Annotated in this window: 15 protein-coding genes; 10 read left to right on the top strand and 5 right to left on the bottom strand. The window is 62.5% G+C overall.

What is annotated here, in order from left to right; all coding sequences use genetic code 11:
• Positions 1-8: 8 nt before the first annotated feature.
• The 6 genes from JFU57_RS05965 to JFU57_RS05940 all read left to right on the top strand — a co-directional run bounded on the left by JFU57_RS05965 (position 9) and on the right by JFU57_RS05940 (position 7,038).
• The gene (locus tag JFU57_RS05965; RefSeq protein WP_078470549.1) at positions 9-1,373 is read left to right on the top strand and encodes an aspartate aminotransferase family protein; all 1,365 of its coding nucleotides are present in this window, start codon (positions 9-11) and stop codon (positions 1,371-1,373) included.
• Positions 1,374-1,573: 200 nt separating this feature from the next.
• A complete protein-coding gene (locus JFU57_RS05960; protein WP_078470550.1) occupies positions 1,574-2,671 on the top strand; it encodes a polyamine ABC transporter substrate-binding protein in 1,098 nt (365 codons plus the stop codon).
• A gap of 254 nt (positions 2,672-2,925) precedes the next feature.
• Entirely contained in the window at positions 2,926-4,020 is a 1,095-nt protein-coding gene (locus JFU57_RS05955; RefSeq protein ID WP_078470551.1) for a polyamine ABC transporter substrate-binding protein, read from the top strand.
• A gap of 71 nt (positions 4,021-4,091) precedes the next feature.
• On the top strand, positions 4,092-5,234 hold the full coding sequence (locus JFU57_RS05950) for an ABC transporter ATP-binding protein (RefSeq protein ID WP_020295891.1): 1,143 nt from the start codon (positions 4,092-4,094) through the stop codon (positions 5,232-5,234).
• Positions 5,235-5,269: 35 nt separating this feature from the next.
• Complete coding sequence (locus JFU57_RS05945) at positions 5,270-6,151, top strand: ABC transporter permease subunit (protein WP_177326759.1); 882 nt, start codon at positions 5,270-5,272, stop codon at positions 6,149-6,151.
• Positions 6,148-7,038, top strand: a complete 891-nt coding sequence (locus JFU57_RS05940; RefSeq protein ID WP_020295889.1) for an ABC transporter permease subunit — start codon at positions 6,148-6,150, stop codon at positions 7,036-7,038. Before JFU57_RS05945 ends, JFU57_RS05940 begins: the two co-directional genes overlap by 4 nt.
• Before the next feature lie 64 nt (positions 7,039-7,102).
• Here JFU57_RS05940 and JFU57_RS05935 read toward each other — a convergent pair whose 3' ends face one another.
• A complete protein-coding gene (locus JFU57_RS05935; protein WP_078470552.1) occupies positions 7,103-7,744 on the bottom strand; it encodes an HD domain-containing protein in 642 nt (213 codons plus the stop codon).
• A gap of 222 nt (positions 7,745-7,966) precedes the next feature.
• Between JFU57_RS05935 and JFU57_RS05930 the strand changes: the two genes are divergently transcribed.
• The gene (locus JFU57_RS05930) at positions 7,967-8,932 is read left to right on the top strand and encodes a GlxA family transcriptional regulator (protein ID WP_078470553.1); all 966 of its coding nucleotides are present in this window, start codon (positions 7,967-7,969) and stop codon (positions 8,930-8,932) included.
• A gap of 17 nt (positions 8,933-8,949) precedes the next feature.
• On the opposite strand, the gene JFU57_RS05925 is transcribed toward JFU57_RS05930, so the two are convergent.
• Positions 8,950-11,361, bottom strand: a complete 2,412-nt coding sequence (locus JFU57_RS05925; RefSeq protein WP_201128465.1) for a penicillin acylase family protein — start codon at positions 11,359-11,361, stop codon at positions 8,950-8,952.
• A 105-nt stretch (positions 11,362-11,466) separates the two neighbouring features.
• Entirely contained in the window at positions 11,467-12,048 is a 582-nt protein-coding gene (locus tag JFU57_RS05920; protein WP_201128463.1) for a DUF6436 domain-containing protein, read from the bottom strand.
• Between the two features lie 107 nt (positions 12,049-12,155).
• Here JFU57_RS05920 and JFU57_RS05915 point away from each other — a divergent pair, with 107 nt between their 5' ends.
• Positions 12,156-13,094 carry an alpha/beta hydrolase gene (locus JFU57_RS05915; protein ID WP_078470556.1) on the top strand — a complete coding sequence of 313 codons (939 nt, stop codon included), beginning with the start codon at positions 12,156-12,158 and terminating at the stop codon, positions 13,092-13,094.
• 174 nt (positions 13,095-13,268) lie between these two features.
• Here JFU57_RS05915 and JFU57_RS05910 read toward each other — a convergent pair whose 3' ends face one another.
• A complete protein-coding gene (locus JFU57_RS05910) occupies positions 13,269-14,021 on the bottom strand; it encodes a DUF2059 domain-containing protein (protein WP_020295883.1) in 753 nt (250 codons plus the stop codon).
• Positions 14,022-14,180: 159 nt separating this feature from the next.
• Between JFU57_RS05910 and JFU57_RS05905 the strand changes: the two genes are divergently transcribed.
• Positions 14,181-14,813, top strand: coding sequence for a 2OG-Fe(II) oxygenase (locus JFU57_RS05905; protein WP_020295882.1), 633 nt, complete (start codon positions 14,181-14,183; stop codon positions 14,811-14,813).
• A gap of 2 nt (positions 14,814-14,815) precedes the next feature.
• Complete coding sequence (locus JFU57_RS05900) at positions 14,816-15,304, top strand: DUF523 domain-containing protein (RefSeq protein ID WP_078470557.1); 489 nt, start codon at positions 14,816-14,818, stop codon at positions 15,302-15,304.
• A gap of 122 nt (positions 15,305-15,426) precedes the next feature.
• Here JFU57_RS05900 and JFU57_RS05895 read toward each other — a convergent pair whose 3' ends face one another.
• A complete protein-coding gene (locus JFU57_RS05895; RefSeq protein WP_201128461.1) occupies positions 15,427-16,200 on the bottom strand; it encodes a transporter substrate-binding domain-containing protein in 774 nt (257 codons plus the stop codon).
• Positions 16,201-16,311: the final 111 nt, after the last annotated feature.

Here is a 16,311-nt window from a genome sequence, read left to right as displayed (position 1 = left end):
AGAGCCGTATGACCAGCAACAACCCGCAAACCCGTGAATGGCAAGCCCTCAGCAACGATCACCACCTGGCCCCCTTCAGCGATTTCAAGCAGCTGAAAGAGAAAGGCCCGCGGATCATCACCACCGCCAAGGGCGTGTACCTGTGGGACAGCGAAGGCAACAAGATCCTCGACGGCATGGCCGGCCTGTGGTGCGTGGCCATCGGTTACGGTCGCGATGAACTGGCGGATGCTGCCGCCAAGCAGATGAAAGAACTGCCGTACTACAACCTGTTCTTCCAGACCGCCCACCCGCCGGTGCTGGAGCTGTCCAAGGCCATCGCCGACATTGCCCCTGAAGGCATGAACCACGTGTTCTTCACTGGTTCCGGCTCCGAAGGCAACGACACCATGCTGCGTATGGTCCGCCACTACTGGGCGATCAAGGGCCAGCCGAACAAGAAAACCATCATCAGCCGGGTCAACGGCTATCACGGTTCCACCGTGGCCGGCGCCAGCCTGGGCGGCATGACTTACATGCACGAACAGGGCGACCTGCCGATCCCGGGCATTGTCCACATCCCGCAACCCTACTGGTTCGGCGAGGGTGGCGACATGAGCCCCGAAGAGTTCGGGGTCTGGGCCGCCAACCAGTTGGAAGAGAAGATTCTGGAAATCGGCGTGGATAACGTCGGTGCCTTTATTGCCGAGCCGATCCAGGGCGCCGGTGGCGTGATCGTTCCGCCGGAAAGCTACTGGCCGCGCATCAAGGAAATCCTCGCCAAGTACGACATCCTGTTCGTCGCCGACGAGGTGATCTGCGGTTTCGGGCGTACCGGCGAATGGTTCGGCAGCGACTTCTACGACCTCAAGCCGGACATGATGACCATCGCCAAGGGCCTGACCTCGGGCTACATCCCGATGGGTGGCCTGATCGTGCGCGACGAAGTGGTCGCGGTGTTGAATGAAGGCGGTGATTTCAACCACGGCTTCACCTATTCCGGGCACCCGGTGGCGGCGGCCGTGGCCCTGGAAAACATCCGCATCATGCGCGATGAAAAAATTATCGAACGCGTTCATGCAGAAACGGCACCTTATTTGCAGAAACGTCTGCGCGAACTCAACGATCACCCCCTGGTGGGCGAAGTTCGTGGAGTGGGTCTGCTGGGCGCCATCGAGCTGGTTCAGGACAAGGCGACACGGGCGCGGTATGTGGGCAAGGGCGTCGGCATGATCTGCCGTCAATTCTGCTTCGACAATGGCCTGATCATGCGCGCCGTGGGCGACACCATGATCATCGCTCCACCGCTGGTGATCAGCCACGCGGAGATCGATGAACTGGTGGCCAAGGCACGCAAGTGCCTGGATCTGACCTTGAGTGCGCTGCAAGGCTAAGTGCTAGGCTCTGGGCGGAGTATCTCGCGGTACTTTCGCCCTGAGCAGTTATAAAGGATGGGTCTTTCCTTGAAAGCCTGCCTTGGATCTTGCCAGACTACCCGCTGTTTTTAGTTGCCCGGGAATCGGCCGCCGGCTCTTGGTTAACAAGAATGTGGTTAAAAAGAATAATTGGAGCATTACGCATGAAGGCATTAGGTATGAAGATAGCTGGCAAGACCCTCCTCGCGATCTCCCTGATGGGCGCATTCGCTGGCGCAGCCCAGGCCGATGACAAGGTTCTGCACGTTTACAACTGGTCCGACTACATCGCGCCGGACACCATCAAGAAGTTTGAAACCGAATCCGGTATCAAAGTCGTGTACGACGTGTTCGACAGTAACGAAACCCTGGAAGCCAAGTTGTTGGCCGGCAAGTCCGGTTACGACATCGTGGTGCCGTCCAACAACTTCCTGGCCAAACAGATCAAGGCCGGTGTCTACCAAGAGTTGGACCGCTCCAAACTGCCTAATTGGAAAAACCTCAACGAATCCCTGCTCAAGGCCGTATCCGTCAGCGACCCGGGCAACAAACACGCATTCCCTTACATGTGGGGCTCGATCGGTATCGGCTTCAATGCCGAGAAGGTCAAGGCTGCATTGGGCGCCGATGCACCGACCAACTCCTGGGACCTGCTGTTCAAGCCTGAGAACGCAGCCAAGTTGAAATCGTGCGGCATCAGCTTCCTCGATTCGCCAACCGAGATGATTCCGGTGGCACTGCACTACCTGGGCTATCCAACCGACAGCCAGGACAAGAAACAACTGGCCGAAGCTGAAGCACTGTTCCTGAAGATCCGTCCTTCGATCGGCTACTTCCACTCTTCCAAGTACATCTCTGACCTGGCCAACGGCAACATCTGCGTCGCGGTCGGTTACTCGGGCGATATCTACCAGGCCAAGTCCCGTGCTGCCGAAGCCGGTGACAAGGTGAAAGTCAGCTACAACATTCCGAAAGAAGGTGCTGGCAGCTTCTACGACATGGTCGCCATCCCGAAAGATGCGGAAAACGTCGAAGGCGCCTACAAGTTCATGACCTTCCTGCAGAAGCCGGAAATCATGGCCGAGATCACCAACGCCGTGCGTTTCCCCAACGGTAACGCGGCTGCAACCGCCCTGGTCGATAAAGACATCACCAGCGACCCAGGCATCTACCCGCCAGCGGACGTGCAGGCCAAGTTGTATGCGATTGCCGACTTGCCAGCCGCGACCCAGCGGATCCTGACGCGCAGCTGGACCAAGATCAAATCCGGTAAATAACGCAAACCTGTAGCCGCTGCCCAAGGCCGCGATGGCCCCGAAAGGGGCCTGGCGCTGATGAAAGCAGGGTTTTCTTCGTCAGCGCTGGCAGCCTGCCAGCAGCGGCTACATCGGTTTTGCCGTAATTAAATGACAGAAAGTTTTGCTGGAACGGTTTATCGAGGGTAAGTTGCGCGCCGGTTTTGTTGCCGGGCAGCTTCGGGCTGTCATGTGACACGGGGCAACTTGGGCCCAACTATTTAGAGGACCTCCACTTGCCTATTTCTTTATTTCGCAAAGCCTTGCTGGTCGGCGCCGGGCTGACGCTGGCCGTCAGTGTCCAGGCAGCACCTACCGTGCATATTTATAACTGGTCCGACTATATCGGTCAGAGCACTCTGGCGGACTTTGAAAAAGCCACGGGCATCAAGCCGGTCTATGACGTGTTCGACTCCAATGAAACCCTGGAAGGCAAGTTGCTGGCCGGGCATACCGGCTATGACGTGGTGGTGCCGTCCAATCACTTCCTGGGCAAGCAGATCAAGGCCGGGGCTTTTCAGAAGCTCGACAAGGCCCAGTTGAGCAACTATTCCAACCTCGACCCGGTGCTGCTCAAGCGCCTGGAGAAGAACGACCCGGGCAACCAGTACGCCGTGCCTTACCTGTGGGGCACTAATGGCATCGGTTACAACGTGGAGAAGGTCAAGGCCGCACTGGGCGTCGACAAGATCGATTCCTGGGCCATGCTGTTCGAGCCGGAAAACATCAAGAAGCTGTCCAGCTGCGGCGTGGCTTTCCTCGATTCGGCCGATGAAATGCTGCCGGCGGTGCTCAACTACATGGGCCTGTCGCCCAACAGCCAGAACCCCGAAGACTACAAGAAGGCCGAAGCCAAGTTGCTGGCCGTGCGCCCTTACGTGACGTACTTCAACTCTTCCAAGTACATCTCCGACCTGGCCAATGGCGAGATCTGCGTCGCCGCCGGTTTCTCCGGTGATGTATTTCAGGCCAAGGCCCGTGCGGCAGAGGCCGGCAAGGGCGTGGAAATCGCCTACGTGATCCCCAAGGAAGGCGGCAACCTCTGGTTCGACATGCTGGCCATCCCGCGGGATGCCGGCAACGTCAAGGAAGCCCATGCCTTTATCAATTACCTGCTCAAGCCTGAGGTCATCGCTCAGGTCAGCGACGCCGTCGGTTACGCCAACCCCAACCCCAAGGCGGGCGAGCTGATGGACCAGGCAGTACGAACCGACGAGGCGGTTTACCCAGCGCAAGCCATCGTCGACAAGCTGTACGTCAACTCCGAGTTGCCGCCCAAGATTCAACGTCTCATGACCCGTAGCTGGACCAAGGTCAAGTCGGGTAAGTAGCTTCAAAGGCTCAAACTATCCAAGGCTCGCCTGTATCGGGCGAGCTGCAAATTTTGTTGGGAGTTTCGCAAATGGCTGTTGCCTCCGGCGCCTACAAGAAAGCCCTCGAGGGCGACCAGACACCTAAGCAGGTGTTGGTCAAAATCGACCGGGTCACGAAGAAGTTCGACGAGACGATTGCCGTGGACGACGTGTCCCTGGAAATCAAGAAAGGCGAGATCTTCGCCTTGCTCGGCGGATCGGGTTCGGGCAAATCCACCTTGCTGCGCATGCTCGCAGGCTTCGAGCGGCCGACCGAGGGGCGAATCTTCCTCGATGGCGTGGACATCACCGACATGCCGCCCTACGAGCGGCCGATCAACATGATGTTCCAGTCCTATGCGTTGTTCCCGCACATGACCGTGGCCCAGAACATTGCCTTCGGCCTCAAGCAGGACAAGATCCCGGCGGCGGAAGTCGACGCCCGGGTCGCGGAAATGCTCAAGCTGGTGCAGATGAGCCAATACGCCAAGCGCAAGCCGCACCAGCTTTCCGGTGGCCAGCGCCAGCGCGTGGCCCTGGCTCGCTCCCTGGCCAAGCGTCCGAAACTGCTGCTGCTCGATGAGCCGATGGGCGCCCTGGACAAGAAACTGCGCTCGCAGATGCAACTGGAGCTGGTGGAGATCATCGAGCGCGTCGGCGTGACCTGCGTGATGGTGACCCACGACCAGGAAGAGGCCATGACCATGGCCGAACGCATCGCCATCATGCACCTGGGCTGGATCGCGCAAATCGGTAGCCCGATCGACATCTACGAAACCCCGGTCAGCCGCCTGGTCTGCGAGTTCATCGGCAACGTCAACATCTTCGAAGGCGAAGTGATCGACGACGCCGAAGGCCACGCAACCATCACCTGCAAAGACCTGGATCGCCAGATCTACGTCGGCCACGGCATCAGCACTTCGGTGCAGGACAAGTCGGTGACCTACGCGATTCGCCCGGAAAAACTGCTGGTCACTGCCGAAATGCCGACCTGCGAATACAACTGGTCCAGCGGCAAGGTGCACGACATCGCCTACCTGGGCGGACACTCGGTGTTCTATGTCGAACTGCCGAGCGGCAAGCTGGTCCAGTCGTTCGTGGCCAACGCCGAGCGCCGCGGCGCCCGTCCGACCTGGGGTGACCAGGTCTACGTCTGGTGGGAAGACGACAGCGGCGTGGTACTTCGCTCATGAACATGCGAAAGCTCAAGCGCCGACTCAATCGAATAATTCCCGGTGGCCGTCAATTGGTCATCGGGGTCCCGTTCATCTGGCTGTTCCTGTTTTTCATGCTGCCGTTCTTCATCGTCCTGAAGATCAGCTTCGCTGAAGCCGATGTGGCCATCCCGCCGTACACCGAGATCTACAGCTACGTCGACCAGAAGGTGCAGCTGCTGCTGAACCTGGGCAACTACTCGATGCTGGGCGACGACGAGCTGTACATCGCCGCCTACCTCGGCTCGCTGAAGATGGCGTTTTTCAGCACCATCCTCTGCCTGCTGATTGGCTACCCGATGGCCTACGGCATCGCCACGGCACGCAAAGAGATCCAGACCGTGCTGGTGCTGCTGATCATGATGCCGACCTGGACCGCGATCCTGATCCGCGTCTATGCCTGGATGGGCATCCTCAGCAACAACGGCCTGCTCAACGGCATCCTGATGGGCATGGGCTGGATCAACGAACCGCTGCAGATCCTCAACACCAACATCGCGGTGTACATCGGCGTGGTCTATTCCTACCTGCCGTTCATGATCCTGCCGCTGTACGCGAACCTGGTGAAGCACGACCACAGCCTGCTGGAAGCCGCGTCGGACCTCGGTTCAAGCACCTTCAACAGCTTCTGGAAGATCACCATCCCACTGTCCAAGAACGGCATCATCGCCGGCTGCATGCTGGTGTTCATCCCGGTGGTGGGCGAGTTCGTGATCCCGGAACTGCTGGGCGGCCCGGAAACCCTGATGATCGGTAAAGTGCTCTGGCAAGAGTTCTTCAACAACCGTGACTGGCCGGTGGCGTCGGCCCTGGCGGTGGTGATGCTGGCGATCCTGATTGTGCCGATCATCCTCTTCAACCGTAGTCAGGCCAAAGAGATGGAGGGCAAAGAATGAAGCGCTTCAGTTTTTCTACCCTGATGCTGGTGCTCGGCTTGCTGTTCATCTACCTGCCGATGCTGATCCTGGTGATCTACTCGTTCAACGCCTCGAAGCTGGTGACGGTCTGGGGCGGCTGGTCGATCAAGTGGTACGTCGGCCTGCTGGACAATACCCAACTGATGGGCTCGGTCCTGCGCTCCCTGGAGATCGCCTGCTATACGGCGATCGCTGCGGTGGCGCTGGGGACCCTGGCGGCGTTCGTGCTGACCCGGATCACCCACTTCAAGGGCCGCACGCTGTTCGGCGGCCTGGTGACCGCGCCGCTGGTGATGCCCGAAGTGATCACCGGTCTGTCGCTGTTGCTGCTGTTCGTGGCCATGGCACAGATGATCGGCTGGCCGCAGGAACGTGGCCTGGTGACCATCTGGATCGCCCACACCACCTTCTGCTCGGCCTATGTGGCGGTGGTGGTGTCGGCGCGCCTGCGGGAGCTGGACCTGTCCATCGAAGAGGCGGCCATGGACCTCGGGGCACGGCCGTGGAAGGTGTTCTTCCTGATCACCATCCCGATGATCGCGCCCTCGCTGGCAGCCGGCGGCATGATGTCGTTCGCCCTGTCCCTGGATGACCTGGTACTGGCCAGCTTCGTTTCCGGCCCGGGTTCCACCACCTTGCCGATGGAAGTGTTCTCGGCGGTGCGCCTGGGGGTCAAACCGGAAATCAACGCCGTGGCCAGCCTGATTCTGCTGGCGGTGTCCCTGGTGACCTTCCTGGTCTGGTTCTTCAGCCGCCGCGCCGAAGAAGCGCGCAAACGTGCGATCCAGCAGGCCATCGAAGAAAGCGCGGCCGATTCCTGGAAACAGCCTGACGTTCGTCGGGCCCAGGCGCCGGAAGCCGTTTAAGCCCCAGCGATGCACTAAACGCCCCTGTCGAAGGGGCGTTTTTGTTTCTGCCGTTGGCCCCTGCTCAAGAGCTCCAGGGCGACTGGCGGATCACCTCGACAAAATTCAGCGGCTTGAAACCGGGCTCGCTGTCCACCAGCACATCGGCGTTCACCGTGCCGAAGGTGGTCAAGGGCTTGTGTTTGAAGCCCTCGGCGAACGCACAGAGGATGCATTCCTTGAAGCCTTCGCCCCGTGGGTGCGCGTGAACCACGGCCTCGCGTTGCGCGGCAGGAAAGGCCGCGTAGTCGATGCCCAGCACGTCCATCTCCACACCGGCGGTGACCAGCGCCACGTTCGGCCGCAAATGCTGGGTGACCCCTGGCGTGGTGTGCAGGGCGATGGACAGCCAGACCTGCTCGAGATCATCGTCGTTCAGGCCGTAAGGCTGGAGGAAGGCCTTGGCTGCATTGGCGCCGTCCACTTCAAAACGTTGGTCGGCACTGCGCTGGCCCTGGACCAGGCCCAGGTCGTGGAACATCGCGCCGACGTACAGCAACTCCGGGTTGTAGGCCAGTTGTCGGCGTTCGCCACTCAGGGCGCCGAACAGGAACACCCGCCGCGAGTGGTGGTACAGCAGGTCGGGCTCGAGGTCGCGGATGTATTCGGTGGTGGCCCGGGCCAGGGCGCTGTCGGGGATCGGGATGCCGGCGATGCGGTTGCTCATGGGGTGGTCCTCGGGGCGGGCGCCGGTGTGGCGCTGATCGATCCAGTCTGTTCCCGAGCCCCAGGGCCGACAATCGAGCCATGGCTGCGATCCCGGCCAATCGGCGTGCATTTCGTGCCAGCTCGCTTACTGGCCGGCGATTCGCTAGGGTTATGCCCCTTCGCCCCAGGCTGGCATCCAGCCTCTGGTCCGCCCTTCAACTCCCGGCAGGTGATCGATCCCATGGGCAAAAGCGTTGCCATCATCGTATTTCCCGGGGTGCAGTCCCTGGACGTTACCGGCCCCATGGATGTGTTTGCCGAGGCCAATCGTTTCCTGGCCCCCGAGGCCCACTACCGGTTGCAGGTCATCGGCGTCGAGCGCGGCCTGCTGGCTTGTTCCAATGGGTTGACGCTGCAGGCGCACCGGCATTTCAGCGAAGCCGACGCTCACTACGACCTGCTGCTGGCGGCGGGCGGGCCGCAGTTGCCGTTTCTGGATTTCGGCCCGCAGTTCGATGCCTGGCTGCGGCAGGCGAGCCTGGGCGCCGGCGGCTTTGGCTCGATCTGCAATGGCGCGTTCATGCTGGCTCGGGCCGGTCTGCTGGAGGGGCGCACGGTCACCACCCACTGGAACGATGCCACGGCCCTGGCGGCGCTCTGTCCCTCGGCCCGGGTCGAGGCCGATCGGCTGTATGTGCAGGACGGCGAGCTGTTCACCTCGGCCGGGGTGACGGCCGGGATCGATTTGTCGCTGTACCTGCTGGCCCGTGATCACGGCGCCGAAGTAGCCCTGAGCGTGGCCAAGCGCCTGGTGGTGTTCACCCAGCGCGCGGGCGGGCAGTCGCAGTTCAGTCCGTTCCTCACGCCCCATGCCGAAGCGACCTCGGCGGTGGCGCTGGTGCAGCACTACGTGCTGGCCAACCTCAATGGCGACCTGAACATCGCCGACCTGGCGCGAGCGGCCAACATGAGCGCGCGCAACTTTTCCCGAGTCTTTGCCCGGGAGGCCAAGGTCACTCCGGCGGAGTTCGTCGAGCGCGCACGGCTGGACGCGGCACGGGTGATGCTCGAAAGCACCCGCGCGCCGCTCAAGACCGTGGCCTATCAGTGCGGCTTCCGCGATGCCCAGCACATGCGCAGCGTTTTCAACCGCCGCCTGGGGGTAACGCCGCAGCAGTTTCGCCTGAACTTCGCCGCGCCGGCCTGAGTGACCGGCGCCGGGCTTCAGTGTGCCGGGCGTGCCGGCAGCAGTTTCAGGGTGCTGCGGGTATTGGCGACGACTTCTTCCTCGCTGAAGTGCGCCTGCTGGTAGACCCCTTCGATATAGGCTTCGGCCTGGTCCTGGTAGTGCTTGTCGAAGGGCACGCCGCTTTGCCCGACCGGGTTGATGGTCAGGCTGTGGGCCGCGTCGGCGAAGTCGATGATGCGGCGGGTCGACGGGCCGTAAGTCACCGGCCAGGGCGCCGGGCCAATTTTCGAGGTCTGGTTGTTCGGCACTTCGTGGGCACCGGGAGCGGCAAACGGGCCGACATTGAGCACCCGCTCCAGGGGCTTCTGCGTGCCCAGCGGGTGGCCGTGGGTCAAGGTGTGGGCATCGCCCCAGCGCCATTGCGCCGGATCGTCGCCCAGGGTGCGCTTGAGGTGGTCGATGCTGGCGCGCCAGGCCAGCTTGAGGGTGTCGGCGCGGGTTTCCCGTTGCGGCGTCAGGCGGTTGTCCCACCACGGCGAGTTGGCGTCGGCGGTCAGACGCGGCAGGGCGGCATCGATGACGCGGGTGGTGAGCAGGGTGTCGAACAGCGAGTCACCCAATTTTTCATGGAAGACCGCATTGGTCAGCTCGAACAGCAACTGGTTGAACAGGGTGGCGCTGGTGGACTGCAGCGGGTAGTCGCCCGGCCATTGCGCCAGTTGCTCCACCAGTTTCAGTTCCTGGGGATCGCTGACCAGGCTGCGCAGCTCCGGCAGCAGCGGAGCCAGTAAACGCGGACCGTAGGCGGTGGTGGTGCCCAGTTGCAGCTTCTGGCTGGCGTCGATGTCCCACTTCACGGTTTTGTCACTGAGTTGCCGATCCAGCTGCTGGCCACGGTCGGACAGGTTGTAGTACCCGGGGATCTCCATCCCGCTGGGCGACACCGGCTGGAAGTTGGCCGACACGATGTAGCCGCGTGCCGGGTTCTCCTCCTGGGGGTTGGCGCTGAACGGGTAGAAGCCGTCCTTGTCGGCCTGCACGCTGCTGCCGTCGAGGATAAAGCCCGGGGTGGCCCCCAGCGGACGCTTGGGCAGCAGGGCCGCGGCCCACCAGCCGATATCGCCACGGGCGTTGGCCCAGACGATATTCAGGCCGGGCGCCTGGACCTTGCTCGCGGCGTTGCGGGCCTTGGCCAGGGTGTCGGCGCGGTTGAGCTGGTAGAAACCTTCGAGGATCGGGTTGGGGGTTTCCAGAAACGCCCACCACATGGCGATCGGTGCCTGGCCGGCGTTGGCGCCAAGGGCGTCGTTGACGATCGGACCATGGGGCGACTGGCGCAGCACCAGGGTCACCGGGGCCTGGCCCTTGACCGCGATCTGTTGCTCGCTGCTGATGAGGTCGACCCACTGGTCGTGGTAGCGCACCTGGTTGGGGTTGTCCGGGTTGACCTTCTCCGCGATCAGATCGAGGTCGTCGTTCTGGAACATGGTCAGGCTCCAGCCGAAATCCAGGTTGTGCCCGAGGAACGCGAAGGGCACCAGGGCCTGGTGGTGGCCGTAGAGCTCGAAGCCCGGCGCCGAAAGCTGCGCCTCATACCACACCGCAGGTACCGAGAAGCGGATGTGCGGGTCTCCGGCGAGCAATGGCTTGCCGCTTTTGGTGCGGCTGCCGGCGATCGCCCAGGCATTGCTGCCCTCGAACTGCGGCAGGCCGGCATCTTCCAGGGCCTGACGGCTGAGTTGGGCGAGGGCGCCCAGGCCTTGCCAGTCGCGGGCGGAAAGGGCCGGGGCCGGCGGGTTCTTGTGGCTTGCCAGCACGCCTTTGGGCTGCCAGTCGAGGTCGAAGACTTTCAGGTAGTCACTGCCCAGTTGATCGCGCACATAGGTCAGCACCGGCTCGGTGCGAAAGGCAGCGGCAAAGCTGTAGGCCATGTAGCCGGCGACGCTGATGGTGTCTTCGGCGGTGAAGGGCCGCTTGGGGATGCCCAGCACGTCGAACTCGATCGGGCTGGCGTGGCTGTCCTGATAGTGGTTGATGCCGTCCAGATAGGCTTGCAGCGCCTTCCAGGCCGGCGACTCCCGATCCAGCGTCGCCACATAGCTGGCTGCCCGTTCGCGAATGCGCAGGCTGCGAAACAGTTTGTCGGTGTCCAGCAGCTTGGGCCCGAGCACCTCGGCCAGTTCGCCGCGGGCCAGGCGGCGCATGGCTTCCATCTGGAACAGGCGGTCCTGGGCGTGGACATAGCCGAGGGCGCGGTACAGGTCGGTTTCGTTCTCGGCGCGGATATGCGGTATGCCGCGCTCGTCATAGCGCACGGTGACCGAGCCCTGGAGGCCGGCCAGTTCGACCTGGCCCTGGCGTGAAGGCTGCTTGCTGTACAGGTACCCGCCGGCCCCGGCGGCAAGGGCGAGGATCAACACGGCGAGTACGCGCAAGCTGCGTTTCATGGAGGCTCCTGGTTCGATCTTCGAATGCCGTCCGGCTGGACCGCAGACATTTAGCACGGCCCGTCGACGGCTGGGCAGCCCTGTCCTTGAAAAGTCGGGAATGCCCTAGTTCAGAGGGTTCACCGGCCATGGACAATAGCAGCCCACCGCCAGGGTGTGGGTCGCGTCTACCGCGCGTCCTTGATGCAGGGCCTGCAGGATGGGTTCGATAAAGCTGTTGCTGGAGTTGCAGGTCAGGCCTTCGCTGTAGGGGCCGAAGTACGCCAGCTTGCCGTTGCGGTCCCAGATCGCCACGGCCGGGCTGGCGGGGATCTGCTCGGCGCCGGGCAGCGTGGCGATGGGCTTGAGTGCGCTCAGGGTGGCGGGGAGCTGGCCATGGCTGCCGGGCTTTTGCACGGCGTAGAACTCTACGCCCAGGGGGCCGAAGTGTTCGATCAATTCGCCCAGGTGCTGCTGGTTGCCGACATTGCACGGGCAGGCCGGGTCCCAAAAGTGCACCAGGCGGATCGCGCCGGGGCCGGCCAGTTCGGCGGGCAGTTGCAGCGGGTCGCCGGAAAACACCGCGGTGTGTTCGCTGAAGGCGCGCAGGTAGCGGCCCTGGAACCAGTCGTAGGCTGCCCACAGCACCCCGGCGCAGATGAGTGCAAGCAGGCTGGCAAGGAGTGTCGTGCGGTAAGGCTTGGGCATGCGGATCGGTCCTCGAGGTCGCGTAGCTTGCCATGCTTGCCGCGACAGATGAATATCGCAGGTCCATAAAGCCTGTTTTGCGCTTCGCGCCACCTTTGGAAAGCCCTATGCCTGCGACGTTCGACCCCGATCAATTGCGTGCCAGCCTGCAACCGTTGGCTGCCGCGCAGCCACTGTCGGCGCAGGCGCGGGCCTATCAGCGCTTCTACGGGCTGGATTTTGCCCAGCGTGCGACGCCGTTCCGTTGCCGCTTGGGGCGGTTTGAGGTGCCGGGGTTTGAAGTGGTCAGCCAGGTCTGGTGGCCGGAAAATCCGGTGGCGACCCTGTTTCTGTACCACGGCTATTACGACCACATGGGCCTGTACCGGCACGTGATCGAGTGGGCCCTGGAGCATCAGTTCGTGGTGATTGCCTGTGATTTGCCGGGGCACGGGCTGTCCAGCGGCGAGCGCGCCAGCATCGATGATTTCGCGGTGTACCAGGCGGTGGTGCAGGGGTTGTTTGCCGAGGCGCGGTCCCTGGATTTGCCCCAACCCTGGCATCTGTTCGGGCAGAGTACCGGTGGCGCAATCGTGGTTGATCATTTGCTCCATCAGGGCGAGCAGAGTCCTGCCCAGGGCCGGGTGATCCTACTGTCACCCTTGGTGCGGCCGCGCTCCTGGGGTTGGTCGATGCTCAGCTATTACCTGCTCAAACCCTTCGTCAGCGGGATTGCCCGGCGCTTCAGCGAGAACACCAACGATCCCGATTTCATGCCGTTCCTGCAGGCCGACCCCTTGCAGCCGCAGCGCCTGCCAACGGCCTGGGTCGGCGCCTTGTCGCGCTGGATCAAACGTCTGGAAGCCGCGCCCCGCAGCCCCCGGCGTCCGTTGATCGTGCAGGGCGAACAGGACATGACGGTGGATTGGCGACACAACCTGCAGGTGATCTGCGGCAAATTCGATCAGCCCCAGGTACTGATGCTGCCGCGTGCGCGACATCACCTGGCCAATGAAACCCCTGAATTTCGCGAGCAGTATTTCGCCTTCCTCGACCAGCACCTGTAGGGGCTGCGGCAGGTCCTTTGGGGCGAGGCAGTTTCAGTGGGGGAAATTTGCGGCGTCTGTGCGGGACAACGCAGCCTGTCGGCAGCGGCTACACATCCGTGCTGTAGCCGCTGCCGCAGGCCCTGTGAAGCGATGCACCTGTAACGGATGTATTTCGGCAGGGCGGCGACAGGGCTATGGGGCGAGGCTGGAGCTGCTTTGGCCGACGGCCAGACCGGCGCGGATGGCGGCGAGGGCGGCCTGGTAGTAGGCCTTGCCTTCGGTGGATTCGGCGAAGGTCGCGAACTCTTCCAGTTCGGTATCCGACAGGTCGCGATAGACGTACAGCAAGGTGTTGTTCAAATCGGCGCCGATTTGCTCCATCAGCCGCTGGCGCTGGCCGTTGAGCATGCCCTGGGCCTGGCCACCGCCCAACAGCCCGGGAATCATCTGGCTCAGGCTGTCGGCGGCCACCCCGGCAATCGCCAGGCTGACTTCGGCACCGGCCTCGCGGGCGGGCAGGGCCTGGGCCAGGTGGCCGATGATCAATTGACGATTGTCACTGGCCTGCATCTTTGGCAGACCCTGAGCGTTCTTGGCCAATTGGTCGCGACGCGTCGCCAGCAGTTCGGCGGCGGTGATCTTGCGTCCCAGGGGCGACTGGAAAAACGCCAGAGCCGGCTGCGGGTCGGCGAGGTTCTGCCTCAGCTGCGCCTGGGCGCGCCGATCCATCGCCTGGGGGGCGAAGCGTTGGTTGCTGTTGTTCACCAACGCCTGGTAGACCGCCGGTGGCAGGCTGTTCTGGTAGCGTTGCTGAGCCGCGGTGAGGGCATCGTTGAAATGCGCGCGTTGTTCTGGCCAGCCGGCGACCTTGTACAGCTGGTCGAGGCTGTCTGCCCACGCGGGCAAAACGCAGAACATCAACAGTGAAAAAAGCAAACGGCGCATAAGGACTCCTGTCAGCAGCCCACTATTCTCCGGGGCGAGGCGATGGTTGTCGAGAATTCGTATCAGGATCAGGGTGCAAAGTGTCCGATACCGGTGCGTTGAATTTTTGCGCGGTCCTCCGCTACACGGCTCTGTCAGATTCATCTGAGGCTGGATACTATGCGCGCCATGCAAATACCCTCTGATCACCCATTGTTGTTACGTATCGTCGACGACTTGGCCGCCTGTGGCTGGTCGCAGCAGAATATCTTTCTGCCAGAGGCTCTGACCCTGGAGTTGGCGGCTGAGTGCCGTAAACGTGCAGCCGAAGGTGAACTGGCTCCGGCGGCAGTAGGGCGCGGGCCATTCCAGGAGATCCGCGAGGGGATCCGGGGGGATCATATCCAGTGGCTCGAACCCGGCCAGGCCGAGGCTTGCGACACTTATCTGGGGCTGATGGACAGCCTGCGCGTGGCGCTCAATCGCGGCCTGTACCTGGGGCTGGAGGATTTCGAAAGCCATTTCGCCCTGTACCCGCCGGGAGCGTTCTACCTGAAGCACCTCGACCGTTTTCGCGACGATGATCGGCGCATGGTGTCGGCGGTGATCTACCTCAACCCGGGGTGGCTGCCTGAATACGGTGGTCAGCTGCGGATGTATCTGAAGGGCGACGTCGAATACGATGTGGTCCCCACGGGAGGCCGGCTGGTGGTGTTTCTATCCGGCGAAGTGCCTCATGAAGTCATGCCCGCGACCCGCGATCGCCTGTCGTTGACCGGCTGGTTCCGGCGGCGCGGTAACGAGCCGTTCTGATCATGCACAAGATTCTGGTAAGCCGCTGCCTGTTGGGCCACCGCGTACGTTATGACGGGGGAGCCAGCGGGCCATTCGATCAATTGGCCCATTGGCAGGCCGAGGGGCGGGTGGTTGCCTTGTGCCCGGAAGTGGCCGGCGGCTTGCCGACACCGCGAGCGGCGGCCGAGATTCCTGGCGGGCAGGGGAGCGAGGTGCTAGATGGTCGTGCGCAGGTACTGACCAGCGACGGTGAAGACGTCAGTGGCGAGTTTCTGGACGGCGCCCGGCAGGCCCTGGCGCTGGTGCAGCGCCATGGCATTCGCATCGCGGTGCTCAAGGCCCACAGCCCGTCCTGCGGCAATGTGCTGACGTACGATGGCTCGTTCAGTGGGGTCAAGGTCCAGGGCGCGGGCGTCACCGCAGCGCTGTTGACGCGCCACGGGGTGCAGGTGTTCAGCGAGTTGCAGTTGCCCGAAGCGGCCGCCGCCCTGGCCAGCCTCGCAGAATAAGGCAGCACACCCGTAAGCCGTAGCCGCTGCCGAGCGGGCGAGGTTGCGCTGGCCCTGTACATCACTGCAAAGACACCAGACAGCCACCGCTTCGGCTAGAACGCAGCCCAGCCGCTACCGGCTCAAGGCTTTGGCGGCTTGCTCGCATCCATGCCGAACCATTTCTCCGACAGCGCCATCAGGCGCCCGTCACTCTTGATGCGCTGCAGGGCGCCATCCAGGCTGGCCTGAAAGGCCGGGTTACCTTTCTGAAACGGAATCGCCAGGCTCAGCGTGGGGCCGACCTTGGCGCCTTCCTTGACCGGCAGGCGGCTGTCGCGAATGGCATAGGGAATCAGCAGGCGGTCGCTGATGGCGGCGTCGATCTGCTTGTCCGCCACGTCCTTGAGGGGCTGTTGCGCGTCCGGGTAGCTGCGCAGGTTGATGCCTTCGACGGTCCGCGCCTGGTCCACGAACTGGCTGCCCTGGGCCACGCCCAAAGCTTGGCCTTGCAGGGCCTGCAGCGTACCCAGCGGGCGCTGTTCTTCCTGGCGCACGATCAATTGTGCGCTGGAGTAGCTGTAGGGCTCGCTGAAATCGAAACGATCCTTGAGTTCCGGGGTCACTGCTATGTGGTTGATGGCCACATCGTATTTGCCGCTTTCGACGCCTGGCAGCAAGTCGGCGGCATCGGTGACCACGAAGTCGGCGCGCACATCGAGCTCGCCGGCCAGCAGTTGTCCCAGTTCAACCTCGAACCCGCTGAGTTTGCCGTCGTCCTTGAAGTTGAAGGGCGGGCTGTTGGCCTCGAGGGCAATGCGCAGCTCCCCACGATCATTGATGTCATCAATCAGTTCGGCTTGAGCGTAAGGGCTCACAAGGGGTAGCAAAAGTATCAGGCCAGGCAGAAAGCGCATGGTCACTCCTTGAATTTATAGGTGCGGTTCGCCGTTCAGGCTCGCTTTGCTATGGTGTTGAGTGCCTTCGACAACGAATCGCTCCGAAGTTGTCACAAACGTAAAGATTTT

It is taken from the genome of Pseudomonas sp. TH07 (genome assembly GCF_016651285.1).
In the GTDB taxonomy this organism is placed as follows: domain Bacteria; phylum Pseudomonadota; class Gammaproteobacteria; order Pseudomonadales; family Pseudomonadaceae; genus Aquipseudomonas.
Note: the sequence above shows the minus strand (reverse complement) of the source record. Positions and strands in the feature narration are given on the sequence as shown.

Excerpts from the sequence above, each read along its gene's own strand:
- JFU57_RS05965 (WP_078470549.1), top strand. The coding sequence starts at position 9 with ATGACCAGCAACAACCCGCAAACCCGTGAATGGCAAGCCCTCAGCAAC.
- JFU57_RS05960 (WP_078470550.1), top strand. The coding sequence starts at position 1,574 with ATGAAGATAGCTGGCAAGACCCTCCTCGCGATCTCCCTGATGGGCGCA.
- JFU57_RS05950 (WP_020295891.1), top strand. The coding sequence starts at position 4,092 with ATGGCTGTTGCCTCCGGCGCCTACAAGAAAGCCCTCGAGGGCGACCAG.
- JFU57_RS05940 (WP_020295889.1), top strand. The coding sequence starts at position 6,148 with ATGAAGCGCTTCAGTTTTTCTACCCTGATGCTGGTGCTCGGCTTGCTG.
- JFU57_RS05935 (WP_078470552.1), bottom strand. The coding sequence starts at position 7,744 with ATGAGCAACCGCATCGCCGGCATCCCGATCCCCGACAGCGCCCTGGCC.
- JFU57_RS05930 (WP_078470553.1), top strand. The coding sequence starts at position 7,967 with ATGGGCAAAAGCGTTGCCATCATCGTATTTCCCGGGGTGCAGTCCCTG.
- JFU57_RS05925 (WP_201128465.1), bottom strand. The coding sequence starts at position 11,361 with ATGAAACGCAGCTTGCGCGTACTCGCCGTGTTGATCCTCGCCCTTGCC.
- JFU57_RS05920 (WP_201128463.1), bottom strand. The coding sequence starts at position 12,048 with ATGCCCAAGCCTTACCGCACGACACTCCTTGCCAGCCTGCTTGCACTC.
- JFU57_RS05915 (WP_078470556.1), top strand. The coding sequence starts at position 12,156 with ATGCCTGCGACGTTCGACCCCGATCAATTGCGTGCCAGCCTGCAACCG.
- JFU57_RS05910 (WP_020295883.1), bottom strand. The coding sequence starts at position 14,021 with ATGCGCCGTTTGCTTTTTTCACTGTTGATGTTCTGCGTTTTGCCCGCG.
- JFU57_RS05905 (WP_020295882.1), top strand. The coding sequence starts at position 14,181 with ATGCGCGCCATGCAAATACCCTCTGATCACCCATTGTTGTTACGTATC.
- JFU57_RS05900 (WP_078470557.1), top strand. The coding sequence starts at position 14,816 with ATGCACAAGATTCTGGTAAGCCGCTGCCTGTTGGGCCACCGCGTACGT.
- JFU57_RS05895 (WP_201128461.1), bottom strand. The coding sequence starts at position 16,200 with ATGCGCTTTCTGCCTGGCCTGATACTTTTGCTACCCCTTGTGAGCCCT.